Source organism: Celerinatantimonas diazotrophica (assembly GCF_004339545.1).
Taxonomy (GTDB): domain Bacteria; phylum Pseudomonadota; class Gammaproteobacteria; order Enterobacterales; family Celerinatantimonadaceae; genus Celerinatantimonas; species Celerinatantimonas diazotrophica.
The window spans coordinates 26,124-49,225 of the sequence record NZ_SMGD01000019.1; the positions used below are offsets into that span (position 1 = coordinate 26,124).

Genomic DNA, 23,102 nt, shown 5'->3' on the forward strand with positions numbered 1-23,102 from the left:
ATGTTTTTCTTTATCAAAGATGTTAAATGATCATTTCCGGAAGACGCGTTGGCGAACACGTTCCAGATGTTGCAGGATCTGGTTAATTCGGTCAGGATGCACCATAAATTCTTGGAATCCTTTCATTCCTTCTTTGGCCATCGCCGGTGGCGTATCCCGATCATAGAACTGGGATGTAGCCGTTGCATTATTTAGCATTTTCACCCCTTCTTTGAGGAAAGGATCATTTTTAACGGCCGCTTTATTATTGGTCGGAATTTGTTCAAGTAATTTATTGATATATTGCTGGCTACTCGCCTTCGCCACAAACTTCAGGAACTTACGTGCATCCGCTTTATTCTTCGCCTTCGCCGGGATCACAAGGGCCTCAATCGGCGCCTCTTCGGCATCGGGGATTTTAGGGTTAATTTGCGGGAATGGGAAAAAGCCCATCTCACTTTTAATTTTTCCGGTAAAGTTCGGCGTAATAAAGTTACCAATCAAATACATCGCAGCTTTGCCGTTATACAAAAATGGCTGAGCTTCCTGCCAAGAATAGGATGGATGATTGGCCAAGAAATAGCCTGGTTTGACGAGCTGTTTCCAATAACTGAATACTTTTTTGACTCGCGGATCGGTATAAGGAATTTTCCCATGCATCAATTTCATGTGAAAAGCATAACCATTGACTCGCAGATCGATATAATCGAACCAACCGGCTGCCGGCCAGAGATATTTGGTACCAATCGCGAATGGGGTAATGCCATGCGACTTCAATGCTGCACAGTCTTTTAACAGTTCCTTCCAGGTTTTAGGAACCTGGAGATTATATTTTTTGAAAATATCTTTGCGATAATAGATGCCCCATTGATAGTAGGAGTATGGCATCCCATATTGTTTACCATTCATGGTGATCGCATGCATGGCCGTTTTAAAGTCCGCGCGCATCTGCGGCGACTTCCAGAGATCACTGATATTATCAATCAAACCACGTTTAACAAAGGTATCCATCCGGTTGCCTGAATACCAAAACAAGACATCTGGCGGCGCGGTCACCAGCCAGTTACGCACGGCTGTCTTGTATGCTTCATGATCGTATAAATTGTATTTGATCTTGATATCTGGATTTGCTTTTTCAAAACGCGCGATCAAATCGTTCCAGGCCTTTTTGGGTGCCGGATCGGATTGGTCAGAGTTAATCACCAGCGTGCTCGCGAACACAGAACTGGCTAAAGCCGCACTAATTAAAGCACCAGCAGCAAGTTGTTTTAGATATTTCATAATCGGTCCTCATTGACGAGCATCGTTGCTCTGGGTCCTGCGTATTCTTATAGTGTTTTCTAAGAGTACTTAAGCGGTTCATCACAAACCGCCGAGTGTTGCAACAGTCTCATCTGTTGCAGCAAGACTAACCTTTGGTTGCGCCTAAAGTTAATCCTGCAATAAAGTGGCGCTGCATGGTAAAAAATAGAATGACCGGGGGAATCGCCGCAATAATGGCGCCGGCAGACATCAGCTGCCAGGAGGCCAGCCACTGTCCCTGCAACGAGCTCAATCCAGCCGTTACCGGGCGAACATCATCACTTTGCACTAATACCAGTGCCCAGAAGTAATCATTCCAGATAAAAGTGAAGACTAAGACCGACAGAGCCGCTAGTGCGGGGCGCACTAGCGGCACCACGACATGACGGAAAATATTCCATTCACTGACGCCTTCAACGCGGGCGGCTTCAATCAGAGCATCCGGGATGCCGACCATGAAATTGCGCATAAACAAAGTACAAAATCCGCTTTGAAAAGCGATGTGGAAAATAATCAGTGCCCAGTAGGTATCATATAATCCCAGAGCAATCGTTATATTGCGTACCGGAATCATCAGGATCTGAAACGGCACAAAATTCCCCGCAATAAACACTGCAAAGATCAAGGTTTTACCACGAAAACGGTATTTGGATAGCGCAAAACCAGCCAGTGTCGACAGGACCACCGCACCAATCACCGCAGGAATGGTGATAATTAAGCTGTTGAGCAGGTATTGCCCCATTCGAGTTGATGTAAAAACCTGACTGTAGTTTTGCCAGAGCTGGATATGTGTTGGCCATCCCCAATAGTTCCCGGCATTGATATCCTGAATAGAACGAATGGATGTCATCAGCACCGCAATCAGAGGCAGCAGCCACAATACAATCGAGATAGGAAGAGCCACACGATAGCTGATGTTGGCGAAACGGCCGGCTTTTTGAATCGGTTGTGGATACATTATTTTTCACTCCTCAACATCCGCCACAAAAAGTATGCAATGTACACGTCCATGATCAAAAAGAGCATCACAGCAATTGCTGCGCCGTAACCCATTCGGTAATTAAAGATAGATTCTTCATACACTTTATACGCTAATACGGTGGAGCTGCCCCAAGGGCCCCCAGCCGTCATCGTGGCAATCAAATCAAATGAGCGCAGCGCACCAATTACCGTCACGACAATCGCGATAAAGGTTGCCGGCCGCAGTTGTGGCAATATCACATACCACAGCATTCGCCACCGCTTCGCGCCATCCAGACGGGCAGCTTCAATTTGTTCCGGATCTAGGTTGTTCAATCCCGTCAGATACAAAATCATGCAATAGGAGATCTGTGGCCATAGCCCGGCAACAATGATGCCAAATGTCACATATTTTTCATTAGACAGAACAGCTACCGGCCCCATGCCGAACCATCCTAAAAAGGTATTGAACAAACCAAAACTGGGATCATAAAACCATGAAAACACCATTCCGACGACGACTTGTGAAATCACAAAAGGAAAAAAGAAAAGAGATTTTACAACTCGGATACCACGGACTTGTTGGTTTAAAAATAGTGCAATGGCCAATCCACATGGCGGCGCCAACATAAAAAATATCAGCCACAGAAAATTATTTTTCAACGCAGTATAAAATTCACTGGAATGAAACAGCTCACGGTAATTGGCCAATCCCACCCATATCTTGGGTCCCAGACCATCCCATTGATAAAAGCTGATAGAGATACTGTCAAAAATGGGATAAATCACATAGACCGCAAAAAGAATCATTGCAGGCGCGAGGAATAACCAAGGTGACAGTTTTGAACTCACCCGCTTGCGCCGAGCCGATGGCCGACGATTTTCCGGATAAGTTGTCTTTACAGCATGATCCATTGAGTGACTCCTTGCCACAGATTGTTATGGTTCGTATCAATCGTCACAGAATCCCCCAACCCATGGGCTCACTATGGACACCTTCGGTTAGGTTGAGCCTTAATATTATTCGGCTCGATCACAATTAACACCGTGAGAAATAAATTTTGTAAACGTTTCCACAAAATTGATGCAAATTCGTTAAAAATACATGATCGCGATCAACAAATTCTTGGTACTCAGTAACAAAACCGCTGTTAAAGACGTATTTTTGGAGACCTAGATGGCGCCAATCCACTCGAATGATGTGGTGGAAGTCGAATGTAACCCAATCAGAGCAAGGGGTCCGTATGGCTGAGATCAGCTTAAAACAAATCATCAAACGTTTTGCAGATGTGGAGACTATTCATGGCGTTGACTTGAACATCAACGATGGTGAATTCGTTGTATTTGTTGGACCATCCGGTTGCGGGAAGTCCACCCTGCTGCGGTTGATTGCCGGTTTAGAAGAGATAACGGAAGGGGAGCTTTATATTGACGGTGTTCGTGTCAACGATATTGACCCTGCCGAACGAGGCGTGGCAATGGTCTTTCAATCCTATGCGCTTTACCCACATATGACGGTTGAGGAGAACATGGGATTTGGTCTGAAGATGACCGGGCATGACAAAGATGAGATAAAAAAACAGGTACTACGGGCAGCCAAAACCTTGCACTTAGAACCATTGCTCAAACGCAAACCCAAAGAGCTCTCCGGGGGACAGCGTCAGCGGGTCGCCATTGGTCGGGCAATAGTACGTAATCCTCAAGTCTTTTTATTTGATGAGCCGTTGTCGAACCTGGATGCAGAATTGCGGGTTGATATGCGTCTGCAAATAGCCAAGCTTCACCAGGAGCTACAAAACACCATGGTGTATGTCACCCATGATCAAGTCGAAGCCATGACGCTGGCCGATAAAATCGTCGTCCTGCGTGATGGCCGGGTCGAACAGATCGGTTCACCCCTTGAGCTATACAGCAGTCCTCAAAATGAATTTGTTGCCGGATTTATCGGTTCACCTAAAATGAATTTTATTCCGACTCAGATTGAGCAACATAATGAGCAGCAATTGGTTCTGCGCACCCAAGATCAACAACGCATTACTTTAGCGCCTCTCAAACAATCGGTCGATGTGGGGGCAAACCTGACGTTAGGGATTCGCCCTGAACATCTATATATCGATCAAAACAAACCCATTCAATTTGCCTTTACCAGTGAAGTGATCGAGCGACTTGGCAACAGTACGTATCTGTTTGGTCAAACCTGTGGGATCGATGGTTTCCGCGTTTACCTCAATGGGAATCGAGCCGTTGACAAGTTCCAGCAGATGACGCTGAACTGTTCACCGGAAGATTGCCATCTGTTTAACGAGCAAGGACTACGCGTCGAATAAATGCTCTCTAAGCTGCTGAGCAGCATACGCTTACTCATCTATTTAGACGGGTGAATCCCCAACTCCTCAGCCACACGAGTCAGCCATTCCGGTTGGTTCTCTTGGCTTGATGAATCGAATCGCTCAGCACAATAATAAGGCGCTGGTAGGAGCTGAGCCAGTCGTTCACCCATCATAACAGCGTCTTAGCGAGGCGACCTGCTGATTAGCTGTAGCATTTTTCTACATCATTGAAATAGTGATAACGATTAGACTTTTATCCATAACCGCTTTTTTATTGCTAAAATCATTTTATTTGTCGTGATTTAGCTGAGTTTTTATCACACAGTGTAAAGTTTTCACTGCGAATATCGGTTATTTCAGAACCACTATTACTGATTCGCACCATCGTTGGATAACCGATTGGATTGACTTAAAATGAACAGTCGGGTTTTCATTTTTCTATGACAGGTATTAGCATCAACGGAGAGCATCGGATGAAAGCCATCGAGTTACCAGCCCCATTTGCCCATTATGACTGGATTGATGGTGTAAAACAGCGCAAAGTTTTCTACTGCTATAGCCCTTTAGAAGATACCCAAAATGTTCTGGTCATTTGTGTTGGTCGGCGGGAAACAGGCTTAAAATATGCTCAGCTCGCTCAATTGTTTGTTAACAATGGTTGGTCGGTCGTGGCGATAGACCATCGTGGGCAAGGGTTTTCGGAACGCTTATGTAACGACCCGGAATTAGGTCACGTCGAAGATTTTTCGTTTTATATTGAAGACCTTAAACTGTTATTTAATCGATTACATCTCGAGCAGTTCGGGTATCGCGCATTATTGGGCCACTCCCTAGGAGGAGCCATCGGCACACTTTATCTGGACCAATACCCTCAAGACTTTCACCGAGCACTGTTGCTCAGCCCGATGTTTGGCATTATCACCGATCCGGTGCCCCGCTGGCAGGCAAAGGTTTGGATTAAGCGATTATGCCGCAAAGATAAACGCCTGGCCTCGCCATCATTTGCCCCTGGCCAACATCGCTACGAAGTCACGCCTTTTGCTGAAAATCTATTAACGCAAGATCAAGACAACTATCAGCAGCAACTGGCTCAGTTTGAGTATTATCCAGCCCTTAAACTCGGTGGCCCAAGTAACTGTTGGATAGCGGAATGCTTTCACGCAATGGCAGAGATTGCCCGTCTTAAAGCGCTGCCAATACCAGTCAAAGTCATCGCGGCAGAATTCGATCAAATCGTCGATCATCAGGCCCAGCTGAGATTTGTTCGACGCCAGAAACGACTCGGAGCACAAATCAGTTATAGCTGGCAAACTGGCGCATTCCATGAGCTTCTCCAAGAGAAAAAGCCCATTTGCTGCGAAGTCATCGGACAAATAAAGCAGTTTTTTAACCTCTCCCCTATCGACGGATAAAAAACAGGCGATAGCTCACAATTTTTAGTACCATAATAAAAAGCTTAATCAAGGACAGTGACAGATGTACCGACTCATAGCCTCTGATCTAGATGGCACGTTACTCAATCGTAATCACCAGATCTCTCCCTACACAGCCGATGTACTCACTCGCATTCAACAAAACCACGTACACATTCTCATCGCAACCGGTCGCCACTATCGCGATGTTCGTCAAATCGTCAAGAATTTCACCTTTCCAATGTACTTAATTACTTCCAACGGGGCTCGAGTACATGATGCTGAAGGTGAGAAGATCCTACAGCAGGATGTATCCCCAACTGCAGTGGACGATATCTTGCGCCTAACGCAAGGGTGCAACTTCTATCGCAACCTCTATCACGACGATAACTGGTTTGTCGAAGCTGATAACCAGCACGTCTTACGTTATACCAAAGTTTCCGGGTTTAGTTATACACGCGCTGATTTTGCCAAGGTGACTCGTTCAGGCATCAGCAAAATGCTGTTTATTGGTAACCCAGATGAACTGAATGTCCTTGAGCGAGTATTGGTCGAGCGTTATGGTAATCACCTGAATATCACATTTTCACTGCCAAGTTGCCTGGAAATCATGGGGCAAAATGTCAACAAAAGTACCGCCTTACAAAATGTATTAGAACGGCTCAGCTTAACTGCTGCTGATGCCATTGCTTTTGGTGATGGTTTAAATGATAAGGAGATGCTTGAGTTCGTTAATACGGGGGTCATTATGGCCAATGCGGATGGTCGTCTGAAGCGACTATTACCGAACAACCCAGAAACGATTGATAACGACCATGATGGTGTCGCCGATTACCTTAGCCAAGTATTTACTGAGCAGTTAGCATGATATTAGATTCTAACCATTTGATGATTAATGAAATTGCCGACAACCTGCGCTACGTTCGAGAACAGTCTCCGCTGGTCATTAATTTAACCAATGACGTAGTCATGAATATCAGCGCTAATATGTTGCTGGCCTGCGGCGCTTCACCGATTATGGCACACAGCCGCCGTGAGCTGGTTGAACTTATCAAAGTTGCGCAAGCGGTTGTCATTAACATCGGAACCCTTGATGAAGTGCGCGTCAAACGGATGTGCGTTGCAATCGAAGCGGCAAATCAGTTTGATAAACTCATTGTACTCGACCCGGTCGGTTGCGGAGCAACTCGTTATCGGACCGAAACTGCCCAACAGTTCGCCCAATTAGCCAACCATCTGGTCATTCGTGCCAATGCCTCAGAAATCTTAGCCCTGGCCGGATTGCCCCAGCATGGCCAAGGTGTCGACAGTCGTGATGATAGCCGTGAAGCACTCCAAGCCTGTGCCAAATTACGCCAGCAGCTCCGCAATAAAGCCCTGTTAGAAATTTCAATATCAGGGGCGATTGACTGGATTGATCGCGGTGTTGATTGCTATCAGCTCAGCAATGGCGTGCCATTAATGACTCAGATTACCGGCACGGGCTGCAGCTTAAGTGCATTAACAGCAGCTTATCGTGCGGTACATCCAGCCGGTTGTTTAACCGCAGCTGCCGTGATGAGTATCGCCGGAGAACTCGCCGCGAAATACTCGCGAGGACCGGCCTCACTCCAGCAAAATTTAATTGATGAGATTTATCAGCTCGATGCGGCTACCTTAAGGGCACATCTAAACATCGAGCAAGGTGACGTAACTACATTGTAGTGACATGAAAACCATCCAAGTAAGCCACTAAATCCGCTGATTCTCTCGGTTAAACAGATGCCGAGCGGATGGCGTAAAATCAACAAATAGGGATTGCTCTGAGTTAAATTGCTGATAACCGCTTAAACGCACGACTACCTCATGGTCACTATTGGCCAATGTTGCATATACAAGTGTATCAGCACCGAGTGGCTCAATTAATTTTACCACCAGCTCAAGACCTGAGTATGGCTTTGCCATTTCAATATCTTCGGGACGGATCCCTAATTGCAATGTCCCATACTGATTCCAATAACGTTCATCCAACTCTACTTGTTGTCCCCCTGGCAATGTCATAATGCCCTTTTCAACCGTTCCGGGAATAATGTTCATTGCCGGAGAACCAATAAATGTTGCGACAAACACACTTTTGGGCTGCTGATAGACTTCAACCGGGGTCCCAACCTGCTCAACGTGACCGGCATTAAGCACCACTAATCGATCCGCTAACGTCATTGCCTCAACTTGATCATGGGTCACATAAACCGAGGTTGTATTAAAGCGCCGTTGCAATCGGCGGATTTCCAAACGCATGTGCACACGCAACTTCGCATCTAAGTTCGATAATGGCTCATCGAATAAAAATACTTTGGGTTGGCGAACAATCGCTCGCCCCATTGCGACCCGCTGGCGTTGCCCACCAGAAAGCTCTCGAGGGGTACGCTCAAGTAATGGTTCTAGCTCCAAGAGTTTCGCGGCTTCCACCACTTTTTGTTTAATCTGCTCCTTGGGGACTTTACGGTTTTTAAGCCCATAGGCCATGTTGTTAAACACACTCATATGTGGATAGAGGGCATAGTTTTGAAAAACCATCGCAATATCGCGCTCGCCAGGCTCGACCTCATTAACTCGAGTGGTATCAATACTCAGATCGCCAGTACTAATAGTTTCCAGTCCGGCTAACATTCTTAGCAAGGTTGATTTACCGCAGCCACTGGGGCCAACGAGTACGATCATCTCACCATCTGCAATCTCTAGATTAATGCCTTTAATGGCCTGATAGCCGTTCAGATAGGTTTTGGTTAAATGCTTTAAACTAACGGTAGCCATGAACTTATTTCTCCGACTCGACTAGGCCTTTCACAAAAAATCGCTGCATGACAATAATCACAATCACTGGCGGCAGCATCGCCAAGATGGTCGTGGCCATCACCTGATTCCACATCACTTCGCCTTCAGGAACCGCAAGCAAATGCTTAATGGCAACCACAATCGTGGTGTATTTTGCGTCGGTAGTGATCATCAATGGCCACAAATACTGGTTCCAGCCATAGATAAAAGTGATCACAAACAGCGCCGCAATATTGGTCCGTGATAACGGCAATAAGATATCCCAAAAGAATTTCAGCGGCCCAGCGCCATCAATGCGAGCGGCTTCAATCAATTCGTTCGGAATGGTTAAGAAAAACTGCCGAAATAAGAAGGTAGCAGTGGCACTGGCAATCATCGGGATAATCAGCCCCTGATAAGTGTTCAGCATATGCAGATCGGCGATCACTTGGAATGTTGGCATAATCCGCACTTCAACCGGCAGCATCAAGGTCATGAAGATCACCCAAAAGGCGATCATTCGTCCAGGGAAGCGAAAAAACACCACCGCATAAGCCGACAAGATAGATATCGAGATTTTGCCAACGGTAATCCCGAGAGCCATGAGAGCTGAGTTATACAACATGTGCGCGACACTGACACCTCCCGTTGAGGCACTGCCATTAAACAACGTAACAAAGACTTTCAGCCCCTCTTTGCCAAACCACAATGGGGTCACCCCTGACATAAAACTGTGGTTATCATGGGTTGCAATCACCAGCGCAATCCAGACCGGAAACGCGACGATCACCACTCCTACAATCAAGCTCAGGTGGCCCAGAAAACTGGCCATAGGTTTATGTTCAACCATTAGTACGCCACCTTTTTCTCAACATATTTAAATTGCAAAACCGTCAGCCCCGCGACCACCAGCATTAACACCACTGATTGAGCAGCAGAAGAGCCCAAATTAAGCCCCACATAACCGTCAGAGAATACTTTATAAACTAACGTATTCGTGGCACTTCCAGGTCCGCCTTGAGTCATCGCATCAATCACCCCAAACGTGTCAAAAAAGGCATAGACTAGATTCATGACTAATAAGAAAAAACTGGTTGGTGATAACAGTGGGAAGATAATATTCCAGAATCGACGCATCGGGCCGGCACCATCGATAGCGGCCGCTTCAATAAGTGAACGCGGAATGGATTGCAAACCAGCTAAAAAGAATAAAAAGTTATAACTGACTTGCTTCCAGGTTGCCGCAATGACCACCATCCACATCGCATCGCCCTCATGGATATGCGGGTTCCAATCCACACCAAGTGCATTGAGCATGTGGCCAATAATCCCCACATGCGGCTTGAGTAAAAACAGCCACATGACCCCAGCAACAACGGGCGCAATCGCATATGGCCAAATTAATAGCGTCTGATACCAGTATTTTCCCTTAATAATTTTATCGGCCTGAGAGGCCAGATAAAGTGCGATGGCCAATGCCAAAAAAGCCACTAAAAAGCTAAATTCAAGGGTGGTCAAAAATGACTGATAATAGAGTGGATCGTGAAATAAATTGCTGAAATTTTCCCAGCCCACAAAAACGGTTGAAACGCCAAAAGCATCCTGCATCTGGGTTGACTGGTACAATGCTTGCGCCGCCGGCCAGATAAAAAAGATAAAGGTCACCAACAACTGTGGTGTCAGTAACAAAGCCGGTAAAATCCAGCCCTTAAAATAAACTTTATTATTCACCATAATTAAACCACTAAGCCCGTCATAAAGACGGGCTTATCTTAGAATTAATGTCTTTAGCCATTCATCTGGTGAAATTGAGCGAGCAGTTTATCGCCTCGTTTCACTGCATTATCTAAGGCCTGTTTAGCAGTTTCCTTACCTGACCAGACATTTTCCAATTCACTGTTAATTACATCGCGAATCTGCGGAAAGTTCCCCAACCGCAACCCCTTCGAGTTAACCGTTGGTTTGACCGAGATCATCTGTTTGATCGCCACATCGGTGCCAGGATTACGCTTATAAAAGCCCTCTTCTCGGGTTAACTTATAAGCCGCTTTGGTAATTGGCAGATAACCAGTGAACTGGTGCCAATCAGCTTGCACCTTGGCGCTAGAAAGATAATGGAAAAACTCCGCAACCCCTTTATAAGTGGCTGCCGATTTGCCCCGCAACACCCATAAAGAAGCACCACCGATAATGGTATTTTGTGGCCGATGAATCAGCGATTTCCAATACGGAAGTTGCGATACACCAAACTTTCCGCCTTTGATATTAGCTTTCACCCCAGCATAGCTAGCTGATGAACCGGTATACATGGCACATCGCCCGCTATAGAACAGCTGTGCCGCATCGGAACGTCGACCACCATAGGTAAATGTGCCGTTTTTAGTCCATTTTGCCAGAGTCGAAATGTGTTTAATAAATGGCTTGGTATTAAATAATAATTTGACATTGGTTCCGGCAAAACCGTCGTCTTCGCTGGCAAATGGGAGGTTATGACGCGCAGCGAAGTTTTCCAGCTGTACCCATGACTGCCAACCCGTGGTAAAACCACATTTAACCCCTGCTTCACGCAATTTTTTGGCCACCGCAGGCATCTGTTCCCAGGTCTTAGGCGGGTTCTTAATACCTGCTTTTTTAAACAACGTTTTGTTGTAATAAAGCACCGGGGTTGAGCTATTAAATGGCAGAGATAGCATATGATTATGGCTGTCGGTGTAATAACTAGTAACCGCAGCTAAGTAGGCATTAGGATTAAACGGTTCATGGGTGTTACGCATCAGTTTATAAACGGGATAAATGGCTTTTTTGGCCGCCATCATTGTGGCCGTCCCGACTTCATAGACCTGCACAATCGCAGGTTGTTTGTGGGCTCGGAATGCCGCGATAGCAGCGGTCATGGTGTCTGAATAATTCCCTTTATAAACGGGTTTAATCACGTATTTGTTTTGACTTTTATTAAAATCAGCCGCGATTTGATCAACTTTTTTGCCGAGACTGCCTCCCATTGCATGCCACCACTGAATCTCAGTTGCAGCTTGAGCTTGCATTGTAAGCATAGCTCCAGCGAGGCACAGTCCCCATTTAGTCAGTTTCATAACCCATTCACCCCAATCCAATTATTATTTGCCAAACCAAAATGTGTCCGTTTTGTGTAGGCTAGAAGAATGAAATGACAGAGATATGATATTACTGTTACAAAAATATGGCATCGGACCGCATTACTCTATTCGTCACCGAATTGACATATTTATTGCCTAATCTTGAGCAGTTAAGTTACAAGTTACCGGATCGGAGAATTCACCATGCGATTAGCAGGACACCGGGGACTGGCGGCTCTAGCGCCAGAAAACACGCTCGCAGGGGCTCGTTTAGCAGCATTAAACCATATTGGCTGGGTAGAGTTTGACGTGCAATTGAGCGCAGATCACGTGCCAGTCATCATTCATGATGAAACGGTACAACGTTGCAGTAATGGAACGCAACAGGTACGCCAGCTTAGTTGGCAACAGTTGCAAGAGCTGGATTTTGGGAGTTGGTTTAGTCCTAAATTTGAGGCGGAAAAAATCCCTTCGTTGACCCAATTACTCACGGTCTGCCGACAGTATAATTTAAGTCTGAATCTCGAGCTCAAACTCTATCCCCAAGATGATATTCAAAAGCTCTGTGAAGTTGTGGCACAAACGATTATTACCCAGCACTTTGCGCCCGATCGGTTGATCATTTCAAGCTTTGAGCATGAGGCACTCCGCCAGATCAAACGTCTGTTGCCAAATATTCGGCGCGGCCATCTTTGGGATGAGATCCCAGACGATTGGGCAGAGCAGCTGTCACAAATCGATGCTTTCAGCGTGCACTGCAACTATCAGAAGTTAGATAAAGTCACCGCCCAAGCGATTAAACGCCTTGGTTATGAGCTTTACACCTATACCCCTAATGACCCAACGCAAGTGCGTCAGCAGTGGGATTGGGGGGTTGATATGGTCATTAGTGATCAAGCGCATCTCTATCGCATATCGCACTTTTAAAGTCAGCGGCGCACTTTAAACGCTAAGACTTGCGTGACTTCAGCAGCATTGAAATTATTGTCGGAAATCACCACCAAGGACTGCGAACCGTCCTTAAGTGTGGGACCAAAGCTTATTCCTTCAATATTATCAAGTCGCACAGGTAACGAATTAAGGTCTAACAGTAGCTGTTTGTGAACAACTTGATCATCTTTTGACAGTGCCATTTTGGTCACCGGGACCGTGGGTGCATGGGTTAAATCAACCTGATAGATACGAATGTAATCATGATAAACACCTTTATCATCTTCGATACCAGCACGCTCTAACACTAATAAGTGCTGGTTATCAATGGCCAGTATCTCCGAAACACCATTATCAGCACTTTTGCCCTTACCTGGTGCTGCAGGCCAAGGATCCAGCTGATAAATAAAACTTTTTTCTAGCTCATTAGCATGATTGTATTCAAAGATACGAATACGCGCACCGTGATCGGTATTGGGGAGCGGGCCATCTTGCACAAGTGGCGCTTCCATTGAAACAAAATAGTGCTGGCCATCTGGCGTAAAACTGCTCCCTTCTAAGGCTAAATTATCGCGAAAACCACGGTTTCTCGATAACTTAATCACATTGGGAATAGGAATATCGGCAACATAATCGCCATCGAGGCGAGCTTGGCGAATAAAGGGGTTTAATCCAAGCTTACGATCCCCTTCACTGGTATAACGAAACCCCTTATGCGAAGGAATGAGCCGAATAGATTCCAGATCAGGCACACTCCCTTGTCCTTGGAGTATAAACTTCGCAACATTGGGATATAACGAGCCATCTGGCTGTTTAAGGTTGATTTGCTGGATGATTCGTATCGGCCCGACCTTTGTATCGCTAAGACTCATCGATGCCCAATAAGCACGTGCTGGACCTTTCAGCGCGCGGTCATCACTGACCATCAACCAGCGATGATTTTGACTATCATAATCAATGCCCGACAATCCTCCCACGGGCACATGGTGGAACGAAGTGGCATTGGGCAAAATACTCTGCCCAATATAGATGAGTTGCTTAATTGGATAAGTTGCAGGCTCAGAGCGAGCGGCCATCGCCCATTGACTCAAAACCAGCAAACACCCCAAAAACGACGCTCTCCATACTCTTTTTTGCATCATTTCCCTTAGCTCCCCACCTGCAGGTAAGATAATTCCCGCAGATGGCAACTTAATGACAACTCGCTAATCTTTAGCATGCATTAAATGATGCAGCAATAAAAATGGTGCCATAAACTCGCTTATTTATAGCTCATTCGGGCCGACCTGAATTACCACCTTGCCGAAATTTTGCCCTTGTAACAGCGCCGCTAGCATTTTAGGAGCATTTTCAAGGCCATCAACCAATTGCTCTTTATAATGAATTTTGCCCTCAGCAAGCCACTGCTTCATTTGTTGGCTAAAGGTACCAAAATGAGAACCATAGTCATCAAAAATGATGAATCCTTGCATTCTGGCGCGTTTTTTCAACAGCGTGCCAGCTAATAACGATAAGCGATCAGGCCCTTCTGGCAATTGAGTCGCATTATATTGCGAAACTAATCCACAGACCGGAATACGTGCCGAAGTATTCAATAACGGTAAAACCGCATCAAACACTTTGCCCCCAACATTCTCAAAATAGATATCAATGCCATTAGGACAAGCTTTAGCAAGCTGCTCGGCAAAATCATCCTGATGGTGGTCAAGGCAGACATCAAAGCCTAGCTGTTCTGTCACATAGCGACATTTTTCCTCACTACCGGCCACGCCCACCACTCGACAGCCTTTTAATTTACCAATCTGTCCCACAGTGCTACCAACAGGGCCACTCGCAGCGGCAACCACCAGTGTCTCACCCGCTTTAGGCTGGCCAATATCCGTCAACCCCATGTAAGCGGTAAAACCAGGCATCCCGGCCACACCTAACGCATACGAAGGTTGTTTAGGATCATGGCCCAAGGCCACCAGTCCAGTGCCATCACTGACCGCATAATCCTGCCAACCGCCATAGCTCAACACCCAATCACCGGCTGTAAAATCAGGATGCAACGACTCTACAACCCGGCTGACTGTACCGCCGACCATGACTTGGCCTAGCGCAACGGGTTGAGCGTAAGACTCTGCGTCACTCATCCGCCCGCGCATGTATGGATCGAGCGACAAATAAACCGTACGCAACAACACCTGTCCTTGCGTAATCGAGGGAACCGATTGTTCAACCCAGTTAAAATTATCCTGACTTGGTTCACCATGTGGCCGAGATGCAAGCTGCCACTGGCGATTGATATCACTACGCTGACTCATGGGAGACTCCCGTTTCCAATAAAATTTTAGACCAATCGTCTACTGTTTTTACATTGTAACGATCTCTCCCGGTTAAGTTCAATCTCAGTTTCGTGAGGTTTAAGCAATAAACAGTTAAACCCGAAAGACACCAATCTGTTTTTCGAGCGCTTCAGCATCACTTTCAAGTTGCCGAGTAATACTGGTAATCTCTTGGTTTTTCTTGAAGTTTTCTTCAGAAATCTCATTAATCTGAGTTACATTGTGATTAAGCTCGGTCGTCACAGCATTCTGCTCATCTGTCGCTGTCGCGATCTGTTCATTCATCCCAGAGATCTGGGCAATAATCTCTTTAATGGTATCGATAGCCTGAATGACGTCGCTGGTTTGGGTCGATGTTTGAATAGATTTATCCCGAGCTTGTCCAATTTGACTGCTCACCTGAGAAACCGACTGATGAATGGCTTTGGTAATATCGGCAATCTCCTGCGTGGACTGCTGAGTTTTGCTCGCAAGAGAGCGCACCTCATCGGCGACCACAGCAAATCCGCGCCCAGCCTCACCGGCCCGCGCCGCTTCAATCGCTGCATTCAAAGCGAGTAAATTAGTCTGGTCGGCAATGGTGGTGATAACGTCTAAAATTTGCGAGATTTTCGCTGAATTACTTTGTAAAACCTCAGCTTCTTGACTGGCTCCTTCAAGCTCTTCACTGAGCTGTCGAACGTTATCAATCGATTTGCGAATCACCGTATTCATCTCATCCGCATGGTCGTTGGCATGGGCAGCACTTTGCGCCGCTTGATGTGCATTTTCAGCAACCTGCGCGGAACTCATCGACATCTCATTGATCGCCGCCGCAACACTTTGGGTCTGCGTTTGCATGTTTTGGGTCACTTGCGACGTTTGGTCAGTGATCCTTGCCAGCATTTCAGAGCGCTGCTGATTTTGTTCCACCGAGTGGTGTACCGATCGGATCACACCTTGGATTTTGGCCACAAATTCATTGAAATAATCGGTTAATTTGGTCACCTCATCATGACCAGAATGTTCAAGACGGACACTTAAGTCCCCCTCACCCGAGGCGATATTTCTGAGAGCCTGGTTGGTCTGCTTCAGGGGCAAGGAGATACTCTGGCTAATGATATACAAAATGATTAACACCGGGATCCAAATCCCACCAAGAATCATCAGGTTGTGTTGTACAAACTGTGATTCTTCTACAGCTATGTCATCCACATAGATCCCGGTTCCAATCACCCAGCCCCAAGGATCAAACCGTTTGACTACGCTCATTTTGGGAGAGGGTTCCGTGGCATTTGGCTTATCCCACATATAAAAAACCTTCGCACTTGGGGAGTCCTTAGTACGCTCCAACATCACCTGAAACAGAGCAACGCCATTGGGGTCCTTTTTACCTAAGACATTGGTTCCCACCAATTGTTTGGCAAAAGGATGCTGAACCATTACGCCAGAGCGATTAAATGAGAAAAAATATTCTTTGCCGGAATAGCGCAACCGATTAAGGGCCGCAATCGCTTGCTCTTTCGCTTGCGTGTCACTGACCAACCCCAACTTAGCCTGCTGATAGTGCTGCTCAACAATACTTAAGGCAACATCACTAAGCGCGTCTAACTTCGCCTCTTTTTCTTTCCATAGAACATTATCTAAATGATTCAACGAAAAGAAAAATATCATGATCGTTGCCAATAGGCTTAGCAAAATCATCCCAAACATGCGTGCAGTGATACTGACGTGACGAAGTTTTGCCATTATATAGCCCATAATAGGCGCTCCCTTAAATGGATCCATCTTGATTTAATTTGATGATTATTAAGAAAGTAGCACAGCTCTGATGAGCCTGCCTGAAAGTCAAAACCATCCATACCAAGCAATACAGGCTGATCAATGTGACAGTAAGATAGGTTCTGCTTAGAAAATCATGGATAATAGCCCCACAGGCCGCTGATGTTTTACCTTCCACAGCTCAGCGCACGAATACACTCAAGGAAAGCTATGAATAAGCTAGTTGAACGCTTTTTAAGTTATATTGCCATTGATACTCAATCTGATGATGAATCCTCACAATGCCCCAGTACGCCCGGACAGATCATTTTAGGTCAAAAATTAAAAGACGAGCTTCTCACCATGGGCCTCTGTGATGTTTCACTCGATGAAAATGGCTACCTGATGGCCCGTCTGCCTGCAAATATCGAGGGAGCTCCGGCCATTGGTTTTATCTCACATATGGATACCGCGCTTGATGAAACGGCCACCAATGTGAAAGCCCAAATCATCGAAAACTATTCTGGTGGCGAGATTCAGCTCGGACAAAGTGGTGAGAAATTAAGCCCAGCACAATACCCATTTTTAACCGATTTAATCGGCCATGATCTGATTACCACCGATGGCACAACCTTATTAGGAGCCGATGATAAAGCAGGTATCGCGGAAATTTTTACCGCACTTTCGTACCTGATTGAACACCCGCAAATTCCACATGGAGATATCTGTGTTGGGATTACGCCAGATGAAGAGATTGGCCGTGGTGCAAATCGATTCGATGTCAAAAAATTTGGAGCCCAATGGGCTTATACCATCGACGGAGGCAAAGTCGGCGAACTGGAATATGAAAACTTTAATGCAGCCAGCGCCACGATTATCTGTCATGGTGTCAGTGTTCATCCTGGGACGGCTAAGGACACATTGGTCAATGCCATGAATATTGCCGCTCAGTTTCAACTGATGATGCCGCAGGATGAAACGCCAGAAACCACTGAAGGTCGTGAAGGATTTTATCATCTCACTACGATAAAGCCCGGAATCGCTCGCAGCGAATTACACTACATTTTGCGCGATTTTGAAAAAGACGGCATGGCTCGGCGCAAAGCATTTATGAAAAAGCAAGTTGAAGCATTAAACAAACGTCTCAGTAAAGGCCATGTGGAAGTGGTGATAACCGATAGTTACGCTAATATGGCCGAGCAAATCACCCCACATCCCCATATAGTCGAGATTGCCAAACAAGCAATGCACGAAGTCGGCATTGAGCCACTTATCACCCCAATTCGTGGGGGAACAGATGGAGCCCGCTTATCCTATATGGGCTTGCCGTGCCCGAATATCTTTACTGGGGGCTATAATTTTCATGGGATCCATGAATGCATCAGCATTAACTCGATGCGCCAAGCTGTTGATGTGATTGTAAAAATAGCCCAACTAACAGCACAAAGCACTCATAAACAGAGAACAATAGGCTAATTTTTGCCCGTTTTACTGGGCAAGACCATACAATCAGCATATTCTAATAGAAAGACCTATTGATTGGGTGAGGAGGAAAAATGGCTGTTTTTTTATTAGCCTTTGTACTGTTTTTAATCATCTCATTATTGTTATCCCTTGGCGTATTAGCCCATCGCAAGCCCATTCAAGGGAGCTGTGGAGGATTATCAAGTATTGGAGTTGATCGAGTTTGCGACTGTGAAACACCGTGTGAAGAACACGCCAAGTTGTATCAAATTAGTGAACCTGAACAGTGCCAGAACACACCAGAAAAATAATACCATCAGCAATGAGCTACTCAGGGCCATTGAGGAATGGGGCAAAGCATTTCTAACGCCCAGACAACCAAGACGGGGCAGGTGTTATCTCACCCCCCGCCTCAATCTCCACGCCATTAACTGAAACAGCCCATGTATACTTAGCGCTATCTTATGGCCGTATTATCAGTGGCTCAGTCAACCGTGTGTGGTTGTGGCTTTAATGGACCTGCCTATTCCACCACGTTTAGAGTGTTTATCCCGATGAATAATCCATGTATGATACCGCTCATGATCGAGTTTGCGACTGTGAAACACCGTGTGAAGAACACGCCAAGTTGTATCAAATTAGTGAACCTGAACAGTGCCAGAACACACCAGAAAAATAATACCATCAGCAATGAGCTACTCAGGGCCATTGAGGAATGGGGCAAAGCATTTCTAACGCCCAGACAACCAAGACGGGGCAGGTGTTATCTCACCCCCCGCCTCAATCTCCACGCCATTAACTGAAACAGCCCATGTATACTTAGCGCTATCTTATGGCCGTATTATCAGCGGCTCAGTCAACCGTGTGTGGTTCAGTGGCTTTAATGGACCTGCCTATTCCACCACGTTTAGAGTGTTTATCCCGATGAATAATCCATGTATGATACCGCTCATTTGGCAATAACAGGTCAATAAGTTGGTTACCAATCTGATTCTTTATTAGATCGATCAAGAACAATCCCACACCCAAAAACATGCATTTCCAAGCCGCAAATTTTACAAATAAATGAATTTAAATGTAGAGACACAATCTAGCATGAAGCATTTAGCGAAACAGCTTTACCGTATGACTTGGCCGATGATCTTCGGGGTACTGGCACTGATGAGTTTTCAATTGATTGACAGTGCTTTTATCGGTCAACTCGGCGTGGTACCACTGGCGGTTCAAGGCTTTACCCTACCCGTTCAAATGGTGATGATTGGTTTACAGGTTGGTCTAGGCATTGCCACGACGGCCGTGATTGCTAAAGCATTAGGCGCACACCGACAGCAGTATGCCAAGCAACTAGGGGGACTGATTGTAGCAATGGGAAGCGCCGGAATGGCGTTCGTTTGCGTGGTCATTTATCTACTCCGAGACAGCATATTACAACTTCTGGGAGCAGGGAGTTCTGTAGCACTTATCGTAGATAGCTACTGGCGCTGGTGGCTCGCCAGTGTCTGGCTCAGCGCCTTCATCTATTTTCTCTACAGCGTCAGTCGGGCCAATGGCAATACCAAGCTCCCCGGAATGGTGATGGTATTAACCAGCCTACTCAATCTGGCCCTCGATCCACTGTTTATATTTGTATTTAAATTGGGCATTAACGGTGCAGCAATCGCCACGGTTATCGCTTTTACGATAGGTATTTTCATCGTTGCGCCCAAATTACTGGCTCAACATTGGATCTTTTTTGATTGGCATGATCTCAATATCAAACGCAGCTTACTTGATATTTTGCACATTATGGGGCCAGCGATGCTTAGCCAACTGATGCCGTCTTTATCATCCATGTTAGCGACCAAATTACTTGCCTCTTATGGCACAGCAGCCGTCGGGGCATGGGCACTAGGCGCTCGCTATGAACTATTCTCAATTGTGGCGATCCTAGCTCTGACCATGTCATTACCACCCTTTGTCTCACGTCTGCTTGGACAGCGCAAAATGGCCGATATCCGTACCCTCGTTCATTGTGCCTTGATCTTTGTTCTAGGGTTTCAACTGGTGATTGCTCTGATCACCTTTGCCATTGCCCCGCAACTCACCCATCTGATGACTAGTGCCGAAACCGTCGCTCGCATTTTACATCACTATCTGTTGATCGTGCCATTTAGCTTTGGCTTACTTGGTACCTGCATGATCATGGTGTCCGTTGCCAATGCACTGGGTAAATCCTATGTAGCACTCATGATCTCTATATTCCGACTATTCGTGTTCTATCTACCATGTCTGTGGCTGGGTGCCTATCTGGGAGAACTCCATGGGGCCTTTTTTGGGGCTTTAGTGGGCAATTTACTCGCGGGAACAGCGTCTTATCTCATCTACTTAAAAATGCTCAACAAGCTAACGGCTACCCTCCCGGCAAATGCGGCAACTCAATAAAAAAGGGCCGAAGTAAACGGCCCTTGCACACTATTTTTTCAGTTTAAACTGTTGAATCATTGCGGTTAACTGCTCTGAAGCCTGCGATAAGCGATTCGACGACTCAGCGCAGCGCTCTGAGTTATTGCTATTTTGTTGGGTCACCTCATCGATCTGCTGGATCCCCTGGCTAACTTGAGCGGTCCCTTGCGCTTGTTCATTCGCCGCAATCGCAATTTCATTCACCAAAGAAGCGGATTCACTGACTTTATCCACAATCGAGTGCAGCGCTTGAGCAGTCTGCAATGATAGTTCAATCCCGCGTTGAGTACGCTGCGCAGAAGTGTCAATTAACGATGAGGTCTGCTGAACCGCTGAGGCACTACGCGCGGCCAACTGGCGAACTTCATCAGCAACCACAGCAAAGCCACGCCCTTGCTCACCCGCTCTTGCCGCTTCGATAGCCGCATTAAGCGCCAACAAGTTTGTCTGTTCAGCAATACTCTCAATCGTACGAATAATATCGTTGATATCGTTACCTGAACTTTCGATCTCCTGCATCGCTTGTTGCAACTCATTCATTAACTCATTGCCCTGAGTTGCCGAGTCCATCGACTGCTGAGAAAGCTCACTGGCTTTGTCAGCATTCACCGAACTTTGGCTAACTTGCTGTGCTATCTGAGTAATGGTCGCACTAATTTGTGTCACTGCCGCCGCAGATTCTGTCGCGCCACTGGCTAAATCATGGCTCAAATCGGCAACTTCCAGCGCATTCGAGCCGATAAATTCAGAGCGCTGTTTAATGTCACCGACTAGGCGGTTCAAATCGATCACCATCTCAGAGAGCGCTTTGCCAAGCTGGTCATGCTCTGATGCCAACTCGACCGACTGATTTAAATCCCCTTGCGAGATCTGCTCTGCCACAATGACATGTTTTTGCAGGCTATCAGCCATATTATCGAGTGCTTCTGCAAGCTGACCGACTTCATCGTGGCTGTGATAGTTAAGCCGTTGACTGAACTCCCCTCGAGAGATGGCTTTCGCCATCGTCACTGCCCGTAAAATCGGTCGAGAAAGACTACGAGCCATCCAAACTAAAACGCCTAAGGCTAATATGGAAATAACCAAGCCAATAATAATCTGCCAAATCATGTCATGATCTGCAGTTTTATCCATGTGCTGGGTTAAAGCAGTTACATTGGACAAAACGACACTGCGATCCACTCGAATAATAATGGCCCAAAGGCTATCAGATGTCCCTAAAGTGATCGGTGAAAAGACTTCAATCTGCTTTTCATCTGGCACACTAAAAATTGACTCTTTCCCCGATTTGACAGTATCCAAAAACCGCTGATACTGCGTGCCAAACAGTGCCTGCATCGAACCGCCAAGAGTATCGGGTTTTTTACTATCAGCAATGACCAATCCTTGACTGGTTACAATACTCACCTCAACCCGACCATTATAAAGTTTTGCCGCGACCTGTTTACTTAATGACTGAATAAATTGCAGGTTGTAATTGGCTCCGACCACCCCTAAAAATTTACCATTAACCAGCACCGGAGCTGATAAAGTAGCTAACCAGACATTTTTACCCTGATCCACATAAGGCAGCGGAGCAGTGACAGCAGATTTATGGGTGCGTTTTGGATTTAGGTACCAAGCCCCTTTGGCCACACCATTGGGGAGTTTTGCATCGGAATCATATTCAACCAGAGCCTGAACATTAATATTGCCTTGATCGTCTCGTGTCCAATAGGGGGTAAATCGCCCAGTTTGAGGGTTGTTGCCCATCGAGTGGTTACGGTTTTCGCTATCTTTACCATCGAAAGCATTCGGTTCCCAGGCACTATAGATACCATTGAGATCCGGGTGTGATTCGAGAAAACTGCGCAAAACATAATTAAATTTCTGACGCGAGAACTCTTGAGAACTCGATTTATCAAAACCTCTATCCGCTGATATCTCTTTAGCCAATGTCTGAGCAATTAAAAGACCTGGCTCTAGTCGGCGGCTGATTGCATGCCCATACGCGGTTGCGGTACTTTTGAGCTCATCGAGCGTACTTTGCTCAACTAACGAACTGACTCGTTTCGATACGATATCTTGCGTTTTTGCCGCTGAATAAACGGCATAACCGACCAACAAGCTGGACGTCACTAAAAGGCACAATCCCGCAACGACAGCTATCTTTGCTTGAATAGACTTTAATTTCATGAATATATCCCTTATTCAGATAACTAATACATTCCAGTATCAATGACAGATCTTAGAAAAATATAGAACAAAATCCTGACAGCACGAGCTCTACAAACTTTTTTATGTTGTTTTAATCGTAAATCTTGAAAATATGGACAGCTTAATGATAAA

At 46.0% G+C, this 23,102-nt stretch carries 21 protein-coding genes; 9 read left to right on the top strand and 12 right to left on the bottom strand.

Features of this window, described 5'->3' with window-relative positions:
* Nucleotides 1-30: 30 nt before the first annotated feature.
* The 3 genes from EV690_RS17555 to EV690_RS17565 all read right to left on the bottom strand — a co-directional run bounded on the left by EV690_RS17555 (nucleotide 31) and on the right by EV690_RS17565 (nucleotide 3,156).
* The gene (locus tag EV690_RS17555) at nucleotides 31-1,260 is read right to left on the bottom strand and encodes an ABC transporter substrate-binding protein (RefSeq protein WP_131914332.1); all 1,230 of its coding nucleotides are present in this window, start codon (nucleotides 1,258-1,260) and stop codon (nucleotides 31-33) included.
* 127 nt (nucleotides 1,261-1,387) lie between these two features.
* A complete protein-coding gene (locus EV690_RS17560; RefSeq protein WP_131914333.1) occupies nucleotides 1,388-2,239 on the bottom strand; it encodes a carbohydrate ABC transporter permease in 852 nt (283 codons plus the stop codon).
* Nucleotides 2,239-3,156, bottom strand: coding sequence for a carbohydrate ABC transporter permease (locus EV690_RS17565; protein WP_131914334.1), 918 nt, complete (start codon nucleotides 3,154-3,156; stop codon nucleotides 2,239-2,241). The genes EV690_RS17560 and EV690_RS17565 overlap by 1 nt, the downstream gene beginning before the upstream one ends.
* A 329-nt stretch (nucleotides 3,157-3,485) precedes the next feature.
* On the opposite strand from EV690_RS17565, the gene EV690_RS17570 reads away from it, so the two are divergent.
* On the top strand, nucleotides 3,486-4,568 hold the full coding sequence (locus EV690_RS17570; RefSeq protein ID WP_131914335.1) for an ABC transporter ATP-binding protein: 1,083 nt from the start codon (nucleotides 3,486-3,488) through the stop codon (nucleotides 4,566-4,568).
* Between the two features lie 38 nt (nucleotides 4,569-4,606).
* On the opposite strand, the gene EV690_RS18290 is transcribed toward EV690_RS17570, so the two are convergent.
* The gene (locus EV690_RS18290; RefSeq protein WP_165872808.1) at nucleotides 4,607-4,744 is read right to left on the bottom strand and encodes a hypothetical protein; all 138 of its coding nucleotides are present in this window, start codon (nucleotides 4,742-4,744) and stop codon (nucleotides 4,607-4,609) included.
* A gap of 300 nt (nucleotides 4,745-5,044) precedes the next feature.
* Here EV690_RS18290 and EV690_RS17575 point away from each other — a divergent pair, with 300 nt between their 5' ends.
* The 3 genes from EV690_RS17575 to thiM all read left to right on the top strand — a co-directional run bounded on the left by EV690_RS17575 (nucleotide 5,045) and on the right by thiM (nucleotide 7,687).
* Nucleotides 5,045-5,983: an alpha/beta fold hydrolase gene (locus EV690_RS17575; protein WP_165872809.1), complete on the top strand. Its 939-nt coding sequence runs from the start codon at nucleotides 5,045-5,047 to the stop codon at nucleotides 5,981-5,983.
* Between the two features lie 64 nt (nucleotides 5,984-6,047).
* A complete protein-coding gene (locus EV690_RS17580; protein ID WP_131914337.1) occupies nucleotides 6,048-6,851 on the top strand; it encodes a Cof-type HAD-IIB family hydrolase in 804 nt (267 codons plus the stop codon).
* A gap of 17 nt (nucleotides 6,852-6,868) precedes the next feature.
* Nucleotides 6,869-7,687 carry a hydroxyethylthiazole kinase gene (thiM, locus tag EV690_RS17585; RefSeq protein WP_396022819.1) on the top strand — a complete coding sequence of 273 codons (819 nt, stop codon included), beginning with the start codon at nucleotides 6,869-6,871 and terminating at the stop codon, nucleotides 7,685-7,687.
* 27 nt (nucleotides 7,688-7,714) lie between these two features.
* Here thiM and ugpC read toward each other — a convergent pair whose 3' ends face one another.
* The 4 genes from ugpC to ugpB are packed head-to-tail and all read right to left on the bottom strand — an operon-like array spanning nucleotide 7,715 to nucleotide 11,868.
* On the bottom strand, nucleotides 7,715-8,776 hold the full coding sequence (ugpC, locus tag EV690_RS17590; RefSeq protein ID WP_131914339.1) for a sn-glycerol-3-phosphate ABC transporter ATP-binding protein UgpC: 1,062 nt from the start codon (nucleotides 8,774-8,776) through the stop codon (nucleotides 7,715-7,717).
* Between the two features lie 4 nt (nucleotides 8,777-8,780).
* A complete protein-coding gene (gene ugpE, locus EV690_RS17595) occupies nucleotides 8,781-9,626 on the bottom strand; it encodes a sn-glycerol-3-phosphate ABC transporter permease UgpE (protein WP_131914340.1) in 846 nt (281 codons plus the stop codon).
* Complete coding sequence (gene ugpA, locus EV690_RS17600; protein WP_131914451.1) at nucleotides 9,626-10,507, bottom strand: sn-glycerol-3-phosphate ABC transporter permease UgpA; 882 nt, start codon at nucleotides 10,505-10,507, stop codon at nucleotides 9,626-9,628. The genes ugpE and ugpA overlap by 1 nt, the downstream gene beginning before the upstream one ends.
* 56 nt (nucleotides 10,508-10,563) lie before the next feature.
* A complete protein-coding gene (ugpB, locus tag EV690_RS17605; protein WP_131914341.1) occupies nucleotides 10,564-11,868 on the bottom strand; it encodes a sn-glycerol-3-phosphate ABC transporter substrate-binding protein UgpB in 1,305 nt (434 codons plus the stop codon).
* Nucleotides 11,869-12,075: 207 nt separating this feature from the next.
* Between ugpB and EV690_RS17610 the strand changes: the two genes are divergently transcribed.
* Entirely contained in the window at nucleotides 12,076-12,798 is a 723-nt protein-coding gene (locus tag EV690_RS17610; RefSeq protein ID WP_131914342.1) for a glycerophosphoryl diester phosphodiesterase, read from the top strand.
* 2 nt (nucleotides 12,799-12,800) lie between these two features.
* Here the strand turns inward: EV690_RS17610 and EV690_RS17615 are convergent, their stop codons facing one another.
* From EV690_RS17615 to EV690_RS17625, 3 genes are all read right to left on the bottom strand, one after another.
* On the bottom strand, nucleotides 12,801-13,943 hold the full coding sequence (locus tag EV690_RS17615) for an esterase-like activity of phytase family protein (protein ID WP_131914343.1): 1,143 nt from the start codon (nucleotides 13,941-13,943) through the stop codon (nucleotides 12,801-12,803).
* A 123-nt stretch (nucleotides 13,944-14,066) separates the two neighbouring features.
* Nucleotides 14,067-15,107 (bottom strand): NADP-dependent oxidoreductase, encoded by a 1,041-nt coding sequence (locus tag EV690_RS17620; RefSeq protein WP_131914344.1) that lies wholly within the window; start codon nucleotides 15,105-15,107, stop codon nucleotides 14,067-14,069.
* A gap of 114 nt (nucleotides 15,108-15,221) precedes the next feature.
* A complete protein-coding gene (locus tag EV690_RS17625; protein ID WP_131914345.1) occupies nucleotides 15,222-16,868 on the bottom strand; it encodes a methyl-accepting chemotaxis protein in 1,647 nt (548 codons plus the stop codon).
* Between the two features lie 231 nt (nucleotides 16,869-17,099).
* Here EV690_RS17625 and pepT point away from each other — a divergent pair, with 231 nt between their 5' ends.
* From pepT to EV690_RS17645, 4 genes are all read left to right on the top strand, one after another.
* Nucleotides 17,100-18,344 (top strand): peptidase T, encoded by a 1,245-nt coding sequence (gene pepT, locus EV690_RS17630; RefSeq protein ID WP_131914346.1) that lies wholly within the window; start codon nucleotides 17,100-17,102, stop codon nucleotides 18,342-18,344.
* Between the two features lie 80 nt (nucleotides 18,345-18,424).
* Entirely contained in the window at nucleotides 18,425-18,643 is a 219-nt protein-coding gene (nqrM, locus tag EV690_RS17635; RefSeq protein ID WP_131914347.1) for a (Na+)-NQR maturation NqrM, read from the top strand.
* A 254-nt stretch (nucleotides 18,644-18,897) separates the two neighbouring features.
* The gene (gene nqrM / locus EV690_RS18775) at nucleotides 18,898-19,011 is read left to right on the top strand and encodes a (Na+)-NQR maturation NqrM (protein WP_131914348.1); all 114 of its coding nucleotides are present in this window, start codon (nucleotides 18,898-18,900) and stop codon (nucleotides 19,009-19,011) included.
* A gap of 386 nt (nucleotides 19,012-19,397) precedes the next feature.
* Complete coding sequence (locus EV690_RS17645) at nucleotides 19,398-20,753, top strand: MATE family efflux transporter (protein WP_131914349.1); 1,356 nt, start codon at nucleotides 19,398-19,400, stop codon at nucleotides 20,751-20,753.
* 30 nt (nucleotides 20,754-20,783) lie between these two features.
* Here the strand turns inward: EV690_RS17645 and EV690_RS17650 are convergent, their stop codons facing one another.
* On the bottom strand, nucleotides 20,784-22,949 hold the full coding sequence (locus EV690_RS17650; RefSeq protein ID WP_131914350.1) for a methyl-accepting chemotaxis protein: 2,166 nt from the start codon (nucleotides 22,947-22,949) through the stop codon (nucleotides 20,784-20,786).
* Nucleotides 22,950-23,102 lie beyond the last annotated feature (153 nt).